At 63.5% G+C, this 13,008-nt stretch carries 11 protein-coding genes; 7 read left to right on the top strand and 4 right to left on the bottom strand.

Translation table 11 applies throughout. The annotated features are described in order from the left end of the window. Nucleotides 1-25: 25 nt before the first annotated feature. Nucleotides 26-2,227 (top strand): cation-translocating P-type ATPase, encoded by a 2,202-nt coding sequence (locus CQ041_RS19695; protein WP_105521888.1) that lies wholly within the window; start codon nt 26-28, stop codon nt 2,225-2,227. Continuing rightward, the gene (gene cueR, locus CQ041_RS19690; RefSeq protein WP_105521889.1) at nt 2,224-2,625 is read left to right on the top strand and encodes a Cu(I)-responsive transcriptional regulator; all 402 of its coding nucleotides are present in this window, start codon (nt 2,224-2,226) and stop codon (nt 2,623-2,625) included. The genes CQ041_RS19695 and cueR overlap by 4 nt, the downstream gene beginning before the upstream one ends. Before the next feature lie 82 nt (nt 2,626-2,707). Here the strand turns inward: cueR and CQ041_RS19685 are convergent, their stop codons facing one another. Together CQ041_RS19685 and CQ041_RS19680 are read right to left on the bottom strand one after the other, a co-directional pair. Then, the gene (locus CQ041_RS19685; RefSeq protein WP_017735277.1) at nt 2,708-3,607 is read right to left on the bottom strand and encodes a PA4780 family RIO1-like protein kinase; all 900 of its coding nucleotides are present in this window, start codon (nt 3,605-3,607) and stop codon (nt 2,708-2,710) included. Between the two features lie 108 nt (nt 3,608-3,715). Further along, nucleotides 3,716-4,993, bottom strand: a complete 1,278-nt coding sequence (locus CQ041_RS19680) for an acetyl-CoA C-acetyltransferase (protein WP_105521890.1) — start codon at nt 4,991-4,993, stop codon at nt 3,716-3,718. A gap of 113 nt (nt 4,994-5,106) precedes the next feature. Here CQ041_RS19680 and CQ041_RS19675 point away from each other — a divergent pair, with 113 nt between their 5' ends. The 4 genes from CQ041_RS19675 (at nt 5,107) to CQ041_RS19660 (ending at nt 10,983) form a co-directional block, all read left to right on the top strand. Then, on the top strand, nt 5,107-6,450 hold the full coding sequence (locus tag CQ041_RS19675; protein ID WP_105521891.1) for a 3-oxoacyl-ACP reductase: 1,344 nt from the start codon (nt 5,107-5,109) through the stop codon (nt 6,448-6,450). A 2-nt stretch (nt 6,451-6,452) separates the two neighbouring features. Further along, complete coding sequence (locus tag CQ041_RS19670) at nt 6,453-7,301, top strand: MaoC/PaaZ C-terminal domain-containing protein (protein WP_105521892.1); 849 nt, start codon at nt 6,453-6,455, stop codon at nt 7,299-7,301. A gap of 301 nt (nt 7,302-7,602) precedes the next feature. Then, on the top strand, nt 7,603-9,114 hold the full coding sequence (locus CQ041_RS19665; protein WP_105521893.1) for a collagen-like triple helix repeat-containing protein: 1,512 nt from the start codon (nt 7,603-7,605) through the stop codon (nt 9,112-9,114). 186 nt (nt 9,115-9,300) lie between these two features. Continuing rightward, nucleotides 9,301-10,983 (top strand): ShlB/FhaC/HecB family hemolysin secretion/activation protein, encoded by a 1,683-nt coding sequence (locus CQ041_RS19660; protein WP_105521894.1) that lies wholly within the window; start codon nt 9,301-9,303, stop codon nt 10,981-10,983. Nucleotides 10,984-11,080: 97 nt separating this feature from the next. Here CQ041_RS19660 and CQ041_RS19655 read toward each other — a convergent pair whose 3' ends face one another. Continuing rightward, nucleotides 11,081-11,485 (bottom strand): response regulator, encoded by a 405-nt coding sequence (locus tag CQ041_RS19655; RefSeq protein WP_105521895.1) that lies wholly within the window; start codon nt 11,483-11,485, stop codon nt 11,081-11,083. A gap of 61 nt (nt 11,486-11,546) precedes the next feature. Next, nucleotides 11,547-11,738, bottom strand: coding sequence for a Flp family type IVb pilin (locus CQ041_RS19650; RefSeq protein ID WP_105521896.1), 192 nt, complete (start codon nt 11,736-11,738; stop codon nt 11,547-11,549). Between the two features lie 328 nt (nt 11,739-12,066). Between CQ041_RS19650 and cpaB the strand changes: the two genes are divergently transcribed. Continuing rightward, nucleotides 12,067-12,999, top strand: a complete 933-nt coding sequence (gene cpaB, locus CQ041_RS19645; RefSeq protein ID WP_105521897.1) for a Flp pilus assembly protein CpaB — start codon at nt 12,067-12,069, stop codon at nt 12,997-12,999. Nucleotides 13,000-13,008: the final 9 nt, after the last annotated feature.

Here is a 13,008-nt window from a genome sequence, read left to right as displayed (position 1 = left end):
GCAATGTCTCCCGGAGGATTGCCCCATGAATGGACCCACCACCTTTGACCTGCCCATCAGCGGCATGACCTGCGCCAGCTGTGCCGGCCGCGTCGAGCGCGCGCTGGGCAAGGTGCCGGGGGTGCAAAGCGTGAGCGTCAACCTCGCCAATGAACGCGCCCACGTCGAAGTACTGGGCCAGATGGACCCCGGGGTGTTGATCGCCGCCGTCGACAAGGCCGGCTATACCGCCACCCTGCCCCAAAGCGAGACCGCCACCGCGGCCGACCACGCTGGGCGTCTGCACCGCGAACGCTGGGCGCTGCTGCTGGCAATCGCCCTGGCCTTGCCGCTGGTGCTGCCGATGCTGGTGGCGCCTTTCGGCCTGCACTGGATGTTGCCGGCCTGGGTGCAATTCGCCCTGGCCACCCCCGTTCAATTCATCTTCGGCGCGCGCTTCTACCTTGCCGCCTGGAAAGCCGTGCGCGCCGGCGCCGGCAACATGGACCTGCTGGTGGCCATCGGCACCAGCGCCGGTTATGGCCTGAGCCTTTATACATGGCTCACCGCCCAACCGGGCATGGCGCCGCACCTGTATTTCGAAGCGTCGGCCGTGGTGATCGCCCTGGTGCTGCTGGGCAAATACCTGGAAAGCCGCGCCAAGCGCCAGACCGCCAGCGCCATCCGCGCCCTTGAAGCGTTGCGCCCTGAACGCGCGATTCGGGTACTGGAGGGTCGTGAAGAGGACGTCGCCATCAACGCGCTGAAGCGTGGAGACGTGGTATCGGTCAAACCCGGCGAACGCTTCCCGGTGGACGGTGAAGTCGTCGACGGCCAAAGCCATGCCGACGAAGCGTTGATCAGCGGGGAGAGCCTGCCGGTGCCGAAGCAGCCGGGGGACAAGGTCACCGGCGGCGCCATCAACGGCGAAGGCCGCCTGCTGGTGCGCACCACCGCCCTCGGCGCCGAGAGCGTACTGGCGCGGATCATTCGCCTGGTGGAAGACGCGCAAGCGGCCAAGGCGCCGATCCAGAAACTGGTGGATAAAGTCAGCCAGGTGTTCGTGCCGGCGGTGCTGGTGCTGGCATTGGTCACCCTGACGGGCTGGTGGCTGTACGGCGCGACGCTGGAGACCGCGATCATCAATGCCGTCGCCGTGCTGGTCATCGCCTGCCCCTGCGCCCTGGGCCTGGCCACGCCGACAGCCATCATGGCCGGCACTGGCGTTGCTGCGCGCCACGGCATCCTGATCAAGGACGCCGAAGCCCTGGAGCGCGCCCATGCAGTCAGCGCAGTGGTATTCGACAAGACCGGCACCCTCACCTCGGGCGCGCCCAAAATCGCCCACCTCAGCGCGCTGGATGGCAATGAAGCCTTGCTGCTGCGGCAGGCCGGCGCCCTGCAACGCGGCAGCGAACACCCGTTGGCCAAGGCCGTGCTGGACAGGTGTCGCGAACAAGGACTGGAAGTGGCGGATATCAGCGCCAGCCAGTCCCTGACCGGCCGCGGCATTGCCGGCACCCTCGACGGCAGGCCACTGGCCCTGGGTAACCGACGCCTGCTGGAAGAACACGGCTTGGACGCTGGCAACCTGGCCGAATCTGCCCAGGCCTGGGAAGCCGAGGGCCGCACCTTGTCCTGGTTGATCGAACAAGGTGCGCAACCGCGGGTGCTCGGGTTGTTCGCCTTTGGCGACACCCTCAAGCCCGGCGCGCTGGAAGCCATTGAACAGCTCAAGGCCCGGCACATCAGCAGCCACCTGCTCACCGGCGACAATCGCGGCAGCGCCCGCGCAGTGGCCGACGCCTTGGGCATTGAAGACGTGCACGCCGAAGTACTGCCCGCCGACAAGGCCGCCACCGTCGCGGCGCTTAAAAAAACCGGCGTGGTGGCGATGGTCGGCGACGGCATCAACGACGCCCCGGCCCTTGCCGCTGCCGATATTGGCATCGCCATGGGCGGTGGCACCGACGTGGCAATGCACGCTGCCGGCATCACCCTGATGCGCGGCGATCCTCGGCTGGTGCCGGCGGCGCTGGAAATCAGCCGCAAGACCTACGCGAAAATCCGCCAGAACCTGTTCTGGGCCTTTGTGTATAACTTGATCGGTATTCCGCTGGCGGCCTTCGGCCTGCTCAACCCGGTGCTGGCTGGTGCGGCGATGGCGCTGTCGAGCGTCAGCGTGGTGAGCAATGCCCTGCTGCTCAAAACCTGGAAACCCAAGGACTTGGAGGATCAACGCCCATGAACATCGGCGAAGCCGCGCGCCAAAGCGGGCTGAGCGCAAAGATGATTCGCTACTACGAATCCATCGGCCTGCTCAAAGCCGCCCATCGCACCGACAGCGGCTACCGCGTGTACGGTGCGGATGACTTGCACACCCTGGCGTTTATCAAGCGTTCGCGGGACTTGGGATTTTCCTTGGAAGAGGTCGGCAAACTGCTGACCCTGTGGCAGGACCGGCAACGGGCGAGTGCCGACGTGAAAGCCTTGGCGCGCCAGCACATCGATGCGTTGAACCAGAAGATTCTGGAGCTGGGGCAACTGCGCGATACCTTGCAGGACCTGGTAGAGCACTGCCAGGGGGATGATCGACCGGATTGCCCGATCCTCAAGGAGTTGGCGTCAGGCAGTTGTTGCGCCTGATGACTTAACTGACCCCACACAAAACCAAATGTGGGAGTGGGCTTGCACCCTCCCACATTTTGATCCTTCAGCTACCCAAGGATTATTGCATCCACGGCGGCGGCGGTGGCTCGTCCGGGACTTTGCTCTGCGGTGCATCATCCGCTGCACGAATCGCCTGCCGACGCTCTTCATCCAGCCGCGCGGCCTCGATCTCGCGGATCACCCCGCCCACGTCCGCCAGCTCTTCCGGTTCATCGAACTCACCGGTCAACACGCTGGCCGGATGCAAGGTGCCGGCTTCGTACAGCGCCCACATTTCCTTGGCGTACTTGGTCTTTTTCAGTTCCGGGGCAAACCGCCCGAAGTACGACGCCATGTTGCCCACATCCCGCTCCAGCATGCTGAAGGCGTGGTTGTTGCCCGCCGCATCCACCGCCTGCGGCAGGTCGATGATTACCGGGCCGGTTGGCGTGAGCAGTACGTTGAACTCGGAAAGGTCACCGTGCACCAGGCCGGTACACAGCATCAGGACGATCTGCGAGATCAGGAAGGCGTGGTATTCACGCGCCTGGTCCGGCTCCAGGACCACGTCGTTAAGACGTGGCGCTGCATCGCCGTACTCGTCGGCTACCAGCTCCATCAACAGCACGCCTTCGAGGAAGTCGAACGGCTGCGGCACACGAACGCCCGCGCCGGCCAGGCGGAACAAGGCCGCCACTTCAGCGTTCTGCCAGGCATCCTCGGTTTCTTTCTTGCCGAACTTGGAGCCCTTGGCCATGGCCCGGGCTTGGCGACTGTTGCGAACCTTGCGGCCTTCCTGGTACTCGGACGCCTGACGAAAACTTCGTTTGTTCGCCTCCTTGTAAACCTTGGCGCAACGCAATTCGTTGCCGCAGCGCACCACATAAACAGCTGCTTCTTTACCACTCATGAGTGGGCGCAGCACTTCGTCGACCAGACCGTCTTCGATCAGGGGTTCAATGCGTTTAGGAGTCTTCATCAGCTTTTATTGTGGGTCCTTTGTTACCAAATCCGCGTATGGCACTCGTTATACGGCAATCCACTCTCTGGAGGGAGAGCCTACCGCAATTTCCTGTCGGCCCGGGCTTCAACGTTCAATGATCGCCGTCACACCTTGCCCGCCCGCGGCACAAATTGAAATCAGCCCGCGCCCCTTGCCCGCCGCATCCAGCAGCTTGGCCAGGTTGGCGACGATGCGCCCGCCGGTGGCGGCAAACGGGTGCCCGGCGGCCAGGGAACTGCCTTTGACGTTCAGCCGGCTGCGGTCGATGGCGCCCAGGGGAGCATCCAGCCCCAGGCGGGTCTTGCAGTAGTCCGCATCCTCCCAGGCCTTCAGTGTGCACAACACCTGGGCAGCGAACGCCTCGTGGATCTCGTAGTAATCGAAGTCTTGCAGGGTCAGGCCATTCCTCGCCAACAACCGCGGTACCGCGTACGCCGGGGCCATCAGCAAGCCCTCGGCGCCGTTGACGAAATCCACCGCCGCCGCCTCGCCATCACGCAGGTAGGCGAGGATCGGCAAGCCGCGCTCCTTGGCCCAGGCTTCACTGCCCAGCAGCACCAGCGACGCGCCATCGGTGAGCGGCGTGGAGTTGCCTGCCGTCAGCGTGCCCTTTTCACTGCGCTCGAAGGCTGGCTTGAGGGCAGCGAGTTTTTCCAGGGTCAGGTCCGGGCGCAGGTTGTTGTCGCGGGTCAGGCCTGAAAACGGCGTGAGCAGATCGTTGTGCCAGCCTTCGGCATAGGCCGCCGCCATTTTCTGATGGCTCTCCAGCGCCAACTGGTCCTGCTCGGCGCGGGGAATTTGCCAGGTCTGAGCCATCAGCTCGCAGTGTTGGCCCATCGACAAACCGGTACGCGGCTCGCCGTTGCGCGGCAATTCCGGCTTGAGGTGGTGGGGACGAAGTTGTAACAGGACTTTTAATTTATCCGCCACGGATTTGCTGCGGTTGGCTTGCAGCAGGATCTTGCGCAGCCCCTCGTTCACGCCGATCGGCGCATCGGACGTGGTGTCGACCCCGCCGGCAATCCCGCATTCAATCTGGCCCAGGGCGATCTTGTTGGCCACCAGCAAGGCCGCTTCCAGGCCGGTGCCGCAGGCCTGCTGAATGTCGTAGGCCGGGGTTTGCGGCGACAGGCGCGAGCCGAGTACGCATTCGCGGGTCAGGTTGAAGTCGCGCGAATGCTTGAGCACCGCGCCCGCCGCCACCTCGCCGATGCGCAGGCCGTGCAGGTCGTAGCGTTCGATCAGGCCTTCCAGCGCCGCCGTCAGCATCGCCTGGTTGCTCGCCGTGGCATACGGGCCATTGGAGCGAGCGAAGGGAATGCGGTTACCGCCGATGATCGCTACGCGGCGCAATTGAGTCATGGAAAGCTCCCTGAAGGTTGTGGGTGGAATGCTTCAGCCTAGCCTAGGCTGATCGAACGACTGCCGCCCCGGAGTGGTCAACCCTTTGAACCCCAGCCTTCGGAGAGCGTTCCATGTCTGACCGTTATATCGACTTCGCCAACTCAAGCCTCGGCCATCGCCTGGTCGCCGCCATTGGCCTGCCGTCACCGGTACGCCTGGAACGCTGGCAGGCCGGACGCCTGCGCCCGGTCGAAGGGGCTCTGCTGCTGGGCGGCGGTGCATTGGCGAGCAACGTGCAGGCGTTTGCCCACAAGCTCACCGACGCGACTTACACCTATGGTGGCGAAAACGCGACCTGGATTCCCGGCCACGGGCCCAAGCTCAAGGCCGTGGTGTTCGATGCCAGCGACTTGCAGCACACCGACCAACTCAAGCAATTGCGCGAATTCTTCCAGCCACTGCTGAAAAACCTCGATAACAGTGCGCACCTGGTGATCCTCGGCCGCGCCCCCGAAAGCCTCGCCGACCCCTTCGCCGCCAGCGCCCAGCGTGCCCTCGAAGGCTTCAGTCGCTCACTGGCCAAGGAGCTGCGCAACGGCGGCGTGCTGCAATTGCTGTATGTCGGCGACGGCGCAGATGAGCAACTGGAAGGGGCGCTGCGTTTCTTCCTGTCGCCGAAAAGCGCCTACGTCTCCGGCCAAGTCATTCGCCTGGAGGCTTGCGCCACACCGGTCGAGGACTGGACTCGCCCGCTGGCCGGGCGCAAGGCGTTGGTCACCGGCGCCGCCCGAGGCATCGGTGCAGCCATCGCCGAAACCCTGGCCCGCGACGGCGCCGAGGTGATCCTGCTGGACGTGCCTCAGGCCAGGTCCGACCTTGAAGCCTTGTCCGCACGCCTTGCTGCACGCACTGTCGTACTCGACATCTGCGCTGAAGACGCCGCCGCGCAGTTGGTCGAACAGTTGCCCGACGGCCTCGACATCCTGGTGCACAACGCCGGTATCACGCGCGACAAGACCCTGGCCAATATGACCCCGGAATACTGGGACGCGGTGCTTGCCGTCAACCTCAATGCGCCGCAGGTGCTGACCAAGGCCCTGCTCGACAGCGGCACGCTGCGCGACAACGCCCGCGTGGTGTTGCTGGCCTCCATCAGCGGCATCGCCGGCAACCGCGGGCAGGCCAACTACGCCGCCAGCAAGGCCGGCTTGATCGGGCTCGCACAGGCCTGGGCGCCGCTGCTCAAGGAGCGCGGCATCAGCATCAACGCCGTGGCGCCCGGATTTATTGAAACCCAGATGACCGCACATATCCCGTTCGCCCTGCGTGAGGCCGGGCGGCGCATGAGTTCGCTGGGCCAGGGCGGGTTGCCGCAAGACGTGGCCGAAGCGGTGGCGTGGCTCGGTCAACCGGGCTCCGGTGCCGTCAGCGGGCAAGCGCTGCGGGTGTGCGGACAAAGCCTGTTGGGAGCGTGAGCATGCACTGGAAGACATTGGGCAATACGCCGTTCCTGCCGCCGCTGTATTGGCGCGCGGCGCTCAAGCGCAAGATCACCGGCACCACCCTGCCTGACAGCGGGTTGCGTTGCCGGGTCACTGTCGATCCCAAGGCGGTGGCGGCGTATCGCAAGGTCTGTGGCTTTGCCGAGAGCCCGATCCTGCCGGCGACTTATCCCCACGTGCTGGCGTTCGGGCTGCAGATGCAGCTGCTCACCGATCATTCCTTCCCCTTCCCGTTGCTGGGGTTGATCCACTTGAGCAATCGCATCCGCATCCATCGCCCGCTTGGGGGTGTGAGCGAGCTGTCCCTCAGCGTGCACGCACACAACCTCCAACCCCATGCCAAGGGCGCGACCTTTGACCTGGTGACCACGGTCGAAGATGCCCTCGGCCTGCTGTGGGAAGCCGAGAGCCGCATGCTCTGTCGCGGTGTGAAACTGGAAGGCGAGGCGTCGGACGATGAGTTGCTCGCGCCGTCGCAGGTCAGCGAGCTGACGCGTTGGAAAGCCCCCGCCGACATCGGCCGGCGTTATGCGCGCGTCAGCGGCGACTACAACCCGATCCATCTCAGCGCACCGACGGCCAAGCTGTTCGGGTTCCCCCAGGCCATCGCCCACGGGCTGTGGAACAAGGCCCGCACCCTCGCCGCCCTGGGCGAGCACCTGCCCACGGCCAATATCGAAATAGACGTGGCGTTTCGCAAACCGGTGCGCCTGCCCGATGAAGTGACCTTACTGGCCAGTGCCGCCGGCTCCAGCGGTGAATTAATGCTGAAAGGCGCCGGCAATATTGAACATATGCTCGGCAAGTGGCGGCCGATTGCCTGAAATCCAGTGCTTAATTGTATATATACACCTTGGGTAACAGCGGACTTTTCGAGGTCCGCTTTTTTATTCAAGTCGTTGTTAAATAACATATTTACATCTTGACACATCCCTCCCTTATACCCTTGGTATTAATCGAAAAGCACAGACTTTTCACCCGTATATAAATCGTTAATACCAAGTGGAGCATTGTGAGAAAGCGCGCCTGGGTTTGTTATTGAGCCACGGACAAACACATCCCCCTCCCTAGAAAGGGCGAGTGTTTGAAGACAACCAAGGTTGTACAGGTGCAAGGATCTCAATCATGAAAACTCAAGTCGTGTTTTGGAAAGCAAGTACCGTTCTGGCTCTGGCAGTGGCAATGACCCTCGGCGGCTGCAGCAGCGGCGGTGGCGGCAGCAAGAGCAGTGTTTCATCCTCATCGAGCAGCACCACCCCTCCTCCCACCACAGGCGGTGGCGGCACCACCACACCCGGCAGCACCCTGGTGACCGCAGACGTCTCCGACACCCTCGGCAACACAGTGACTGACCTCGGCGGCACCGTGGGCAGCCTGGGCACTACCCTCGGCAGCTTGCCTATCGTTGGCGCCACGGCCGGCGGCCTGGTCACTGCGGCAGGCACTGCCGTCAGCAGCATCGGCACCGGCTTGTCGGACGGCCTGGGGTCACTGGGCACTGACAGCAACGCACTCGGCAAAACCGTGGCAGGTGTGGGCAATGGCGTGTCCGACCTCGGCGATGGCCTGAGCGTGACCGGCGGCAACGTCGCCACCTTGCTGGGCCAGGTCCCTGTCGTCGGCACCGTCGCCCCGGCAGTGGGTGGTGTCGTCGATAAAGTCGGCAACGCCGTGACCATGCTCGGCGATACCCTGAGCACTGCCAGCACCACCGGCCCGCTGGGTTCGGTCACCGATACCCTGGGCTCGAAAGTGCTGGTCCCTGTCGTGTCCCTGGTGGAAAACACCACCGGCAAGGTGGGCACTGCCACCGGCCTGGACGCTCCTGTCGGCGGCCTGCTGCAAAAAGTCGGCGATACCGTCAACGGCCTGGGCGATAAAGTCGCCGACGCCGGTGGCAACCCGGTCACCGACGCACTGGGCAATGTGCTTAAAGGTGTAGGCACCGTGGCAGGCAAGGCCAGCGGTTATGTCGACCCGACTGCCGACACCGGCGGCAATGGCAGCGGCAGCGGCAGCGGTTCGGGCAGCGGCGGCACTGACGGCAGCGGCGTGCAACTGGGCCTGGCGGAACTCATCGGCGGCGTGATCGCGGGTGCCAGCAATGGCCTGGATGCCGGCAGCACCAACGGTGTGGTCAGCGCCACCGGCGTCACTGGCGGCAAAGCCGGCAGCACCGTGGCTTCCCTGGGCACCTTGCTCGGCGGTAGCGGCACCCCTAACACTGCGGCCGGCGCACCCGTCGCAGCGGTGACCAGCACCCTGGGCAACGCACTCAACCCTGTGACCAGCGGCGTCACCAGCCTGACGCAAAACATCGGTACTGCTACCGGCCTGGGCGCCCCTGTCAATGGCCTGGTGACCAACGTCGGCGGCGCAGTCAGCAACCTCGGCGGCGCTATCAGCGGTGCCAACGCCAACCCGGTCACCAATGCCCTGGGCGGCACAGTGAGCGCAGTCGGCGGCACCGTAGCGTCGATCGGTGGCCTGGTCACCGGCGGCACCAGCACCGGCGGCGGCCTGCTCGGTGGTGGCCTGGCCCTGGGGGGTAGCGCATCTGCCTCCGGCAGTGCCGGCGCCACTGCAAACGGCGGTGTACTGGGCGGGCTGCTCGGTGGCCTGACCGGTAAAAAATAGAATTGCACCTGGCCGATTAGACGGCCTCACCTACAGCGCCTACGCTTGGTTGAGACGAGAGACCCAATAAGTCTCTCGTCTTTTTTATGGGCGCCGGCAAAGCCCCGCAAACCCCCCGAACCGCGCCCCCAGAGCCCGGCGGGCATCTGCAAAAACGCTGCTGCAGTTTTGACCATGGAGTGTCCTATGCGCGCTTTGACGCCGTTGTTGTTGCTTACCCTCAGTGCTTACAGCTACGCCGATACCCTCCCCAGCTTCCTCAATAGCAACGACACGATCCGCAACCTACCCGTCCCCAACCTGCCCGCCGATGCCTACCGTCCGGCCGCCACGCCCACTCAGCTACCGGTACCAGCAGCGACAGAGGGGCAACCGCTGCTGATGGACACCAAGGTGACCATCCGCAAACTGCAGATCGACGGCGGCACCGTGTACCCACTCAAGGAAGTCGCCCAGGCCTTCGAACCGCTGATCGGCCGCGAGACCAACCTGGCGCAACTGATCGAAGCCACCCGCAGCATCACCCGCCGCTATCAGGAAGACGGTTACCTGCTGTCCTATGCGTTCCTGCCACAACAGGGTTTTGAAGACGGCCTGGTGCGCGTGGTGCTGGTCGAAGGCTACATCCGCGATTACCAGTTGCAGGGCGATATCGGCTCGGTCTCGTCCCACGTCGACAAGTTAGCGGAAAAACTCAAGGCCGAACGCCCACTCACCCGCAAGACGTTCGAGCGCTACACCACGCTGATGAGCGCCATCCCGGGGGTGACCATCCAGGCCCAGGTGCCACCGCCCGGCACCACCGACGGCGGCACCCACATGAGCATCACTGCCAGCCGCAAACCGTTCACCACCAGCATGAGCCTCACCGAGGCCAGTCGCGGCAGCACCCAGGCACTGCTGACCGCCACCAGCAACTCGCAGACGTCATTTGGCGAACAACTGAGTGTCAGCGGGTTGTTCCCACCCGGGGACGACAAGGAGCACTACTACCGCGCGGCCTACAGCCAGTTCATCAATGCCGAAGGCACGCAACTGGCCCTCTCCGGCGAACGCTACCGCGCCGACCCGCGCACCAACCTGCAACTGGGCGGCGGTTTCGAGCTCAAGCCGCACCAGAAGATAGACCGCTACTCCATCGGCTTCAGCCACCCCCTGATCGCCTCGCCCAGCGAGTCGCTGAGCCTGGGCGCGCGTTATTACGCCGTCGACCAGACGACCCGCTACCAACTGGTGGGTTTCCCGCAACGGCTGGACCTGGAAACCAACCTGCGCGCCGTGGCCGTCGAGGGCGACTGGCGCAAGGCCGATACCACCCAGCTGCGCATTCTCAGTGCCGGCCTGTACCAGGGCACCAAAGGCCTGGGCGCCAAGACCCGCTCGGACTTCGGTGGCCTCAAGCCCGACCTCGACTTCTTCCGCCTGCGCCTGTCAGGCGTGCAGAGCAACAAGCTGTTCGGTAATTTCCAGGGAGTGGCGTCGGGTGCGCTGTACTGGAGCGACGACACCCTGCCCGACAGCGAACGAGCGACCTTCGGCGGGCAGAATTTCGGCCGTGGCTACCCGGATGACCAGGGTTCGGGCGACAAGGGCTGGGGCGTGGCCTACGAGGTCAACTACAGCTACAGCCGCGCCGGGGACTGGGTGAAAATCCTGCAACCCTACGTCGTGTTCGACCGCGCCAAGACCTGGTACAACGACCTGCCGGTGAAGGGCAACGACATGTCCTCAGCAGCCGTGGGCCTGCGCTTCGGCGATGCCAAGTACTACAACATCGCCCTGGAAGCGGCCAAGCCGATGTCGGACATGGCGCTGGACAGTCTGAATCGCAAGCCACGCTACACCCTGAGCTTCAGCTACCAGCTTTGATTGGCAGGCGCGAGCCTGCCCGCGAGGGTCGCCAAGGATGACGCGAACATCCGGAATGGACGCGACGCCCTGGAGGCCTTCGCGAGCAACCGCGTTCCTACAGGTTTTTTCGGGTCTGGGGGAACAGGTTGTTCAAGGTATCAATCAAGCGCACCAGGTAGATCGGCTTGCGAAACAGATCCAGCACCTGAAGGCGCAGCATATCGCTCACGTCATCCATCTCGGCATGACCTGACATCACGATGACCGGCAGGTGTGAACGCGACGTGTGTTCGCGCAGGCGCTTGATCAGGGAGATCCCGCTTTCCTCAGGCATGCGCAGGTCGGTGATGACCAGCGCGATGTCCGGGTGCAGGGTCAGCTCCTGTAAAGCGAAGGTGACGGAGGTGGCCGTAAAACAGACAAATCCCTCATTTTCGAGAGATTCGGCCAGTTCGATCAGCGCGTCCTCTTCGTCGTCCACCAAAAGAATTTGCTGGCGGGGAGACGAAGAGGCGCTCATAGCCGTACCTGAGTGGGAAGAACTTCAACAGAGGGAATTTTCACACCTGTTCAATCGCGAATCAGGTGGTCATCTTGGTAGCGATGCTATCGAAGATGGATTTGATTTTAGTCCCGAGACCGGAACCCGCTCCCACAATAACCAGAGCCACCAGCGCCACGATGATTGCGTACTCGATACCTGACGCACCGTCTTTGCGCTGAAAGAACAATTGCGTCTGAACATAAAACTTCAACATCAGGTCAAGGAACATAAGACTTCTCCCTAAAACGCCACTGGAAGCCGGTACGGCTCTAGCACAAAGGTCGCGGCGTGCCACTAGAGCATTGTCAACAAACCCGAGCCTCACAACTGTAATAACGGATTAATGACAAAGTATTAGTCAAAAAGTGTTCGGCCTAAGCCCGCGATCTAAAAGGTGGGTTGCTTAGCTCAGATAAATTTTTCTTCAGTTAATGGCATTTCGTCCTAGCTGAGCTACTTTCAAATAGCCAAATCGTTAGATGTTCATCACAGCCAAGTTGCGAATTAGCACGTTTGGATTAACGCGCAGGTAGTGCAACGGGAAAGGGAGAGCCGTCATGAACAGTCGCATCAGCATGGTCCTGGCAGGCGTGCTGCTAATCGGCGCATTATTTGCGGGGTATTGGGGACTGGTGTTGAGTCGCCCGCCGGAGCCCGTCGCCGTACCTGTCGTTTCTGTGGAAAACACCGTCGCTGCCCTCGAAGACCAGGCCCGTCAACCGGTGGTGGTGCTGGTGCGTGACGCCCCCGCTTTTGTGCCACTGACCGCTGCCGACCTGGCAGTGGAGCGATTGAAAACCGCGCCCGCCGGCAGCCTTACCGACGTTGACCAGGCCATCGGCCGCATGCCCCAGCGCACCTTGGGCGCTGGCAGCTGGCTCACCGAAGAAAGCTTCAACGCCGGCGGCCCGCTGGCCCGCATGATTCGCCCCGACGAGCGTGCCCTGGCGGTGGCCGTGGATGAAGTCTCCGGCGCGGGTGGTCAACTGAGCCCTGGCGATTATGTGGATGTGCTGCTGTTCCTGCGTCTGGAAGCGGGCAACACCGAACAATCGGCACAAGTGGTGCTGCCGGCCATGCGCCTGCTCAGCGTCGGCGACCAATTGGGCCTGGCCAACGATGGCAAGCCTGCCGTCCCGCCGCCGGTCACTCTGGAAGAGCGCACCCAGGCTGCCCAACGCAAGGCCGCCGCGCGCACCGTGGTACTGGCCGTGCCCGAACCTTTATTGAGCCGCCTGATGCTCGCCGCCCAGGCCGGTGTACTGCGCCTCGCCGTTCGCAGCGCCGATGAGCAACTGCTCAGCCGCTACTGGGCCGGTGAAAACGATGCCGCCCAGACACTGGAAAACGCCAACCGCGACCTCTACCAGTTTACCCAGTTGGCCCTCAATGGCCCGCCCAAACGCATGGTACAGGCCGGTGGAGAGCCCGCGGTGCGCCGTGGCATCGAAGTGATCCGCGGCGCCCAGTCCTCTCAACAAACTCCCTGATCGAACAAG

The organism is Pseudomonas sp. MYb60, from assembly GCF_002979555.1.
Classification (GTDB): Bacteria; Pseudomonadota; Gammaproteobacteria; order Pseudomonadales; family Pseudomonadaceae; genus Aquipseudomonas.
Note: the sequence above shows the minus strand (reverse complement) of the source record. Positions and strands in the feature narration are given on the sequence as shown.

Bases quoted from the DNA above. Each gene is read 5' to 3' on its own strand.
- CQ041_RS19655 (WP_105521895.1), bottom strand. From the start codon at position 11,485: ATGAGCGCCTCTTCGTCTCCCCGCCAGCAAATTCTTTTGGTGGACGAC.
- cpaB (WP_105521897.1), top strand. From the start codon at position 12,067: ATGAACAGTCGCATCAGCATGGTCCTGGCAGGCGTGCTGCTAATCGGC.
- CQ041_RS19680 (WP_105521890.1), bottom strand. From the start codon at position 4,993: ATGACTCAATTGCGCCGCGTAGCGATCATCGGCGGTAACCGCATTCCC.
- CQ041_RS19670 (WP_105521892.1), top strand. From the start codon at position 6,453: ATGCACTGGAAGACATTGGGCAATACGCCGTTCCTGCCGCCGCTGTAT.
- CQ041_RS19660 (WP_105521894.1), top strand. From the start codon at position 9,301: ATGCGCGCTTTGACGCCGTTGTTGTTGCTTACCCTCAGTGCTTACAGC.
- CQ041_RS19665 (WP_105521893.1), top strand. From the start codon at position 7,603: ATGAAAACTCAAGTCGTGTTTTGGAAAGCAAGTACCGTTCTGGCTCTG.
- CQ041_RS19650 (WP_105521896.1), bottom strand. From the start codon at position 11,738: ATGTTCCTTGACCTGATGTTGAAGTTTTATGTTCAGACGCAATTGTTC.
- CQ041_RS19695 (WP_105521888.1), top strand. From the start codon at position 26: ATGAATGGACCCACCACCTTTGACCTGCCCATCAGCGGCATGACCTGC.
- cueR (WP_105521889.1), top strand. From the start codon at position 2,224: ATGAACATCGGCGAAGCCGCGCGCCAAAGCGGGCTGAGCGCAAAGATG.
- CQ041_RS19675 (WP_105521891.1), top strand. From the start codon at position 5,107: ATGTCTGACCGTTATATCGACTTCGCCAACTCAAGCCTCGGCCATCGC.
- CQ041_RS19685 (WP_017735277.1), bottom strand. From the start codon at position 3,607: ATGAAGACTCCTAAACGCATTGAACCCCTGATCGAAGACGGTCTGGTC.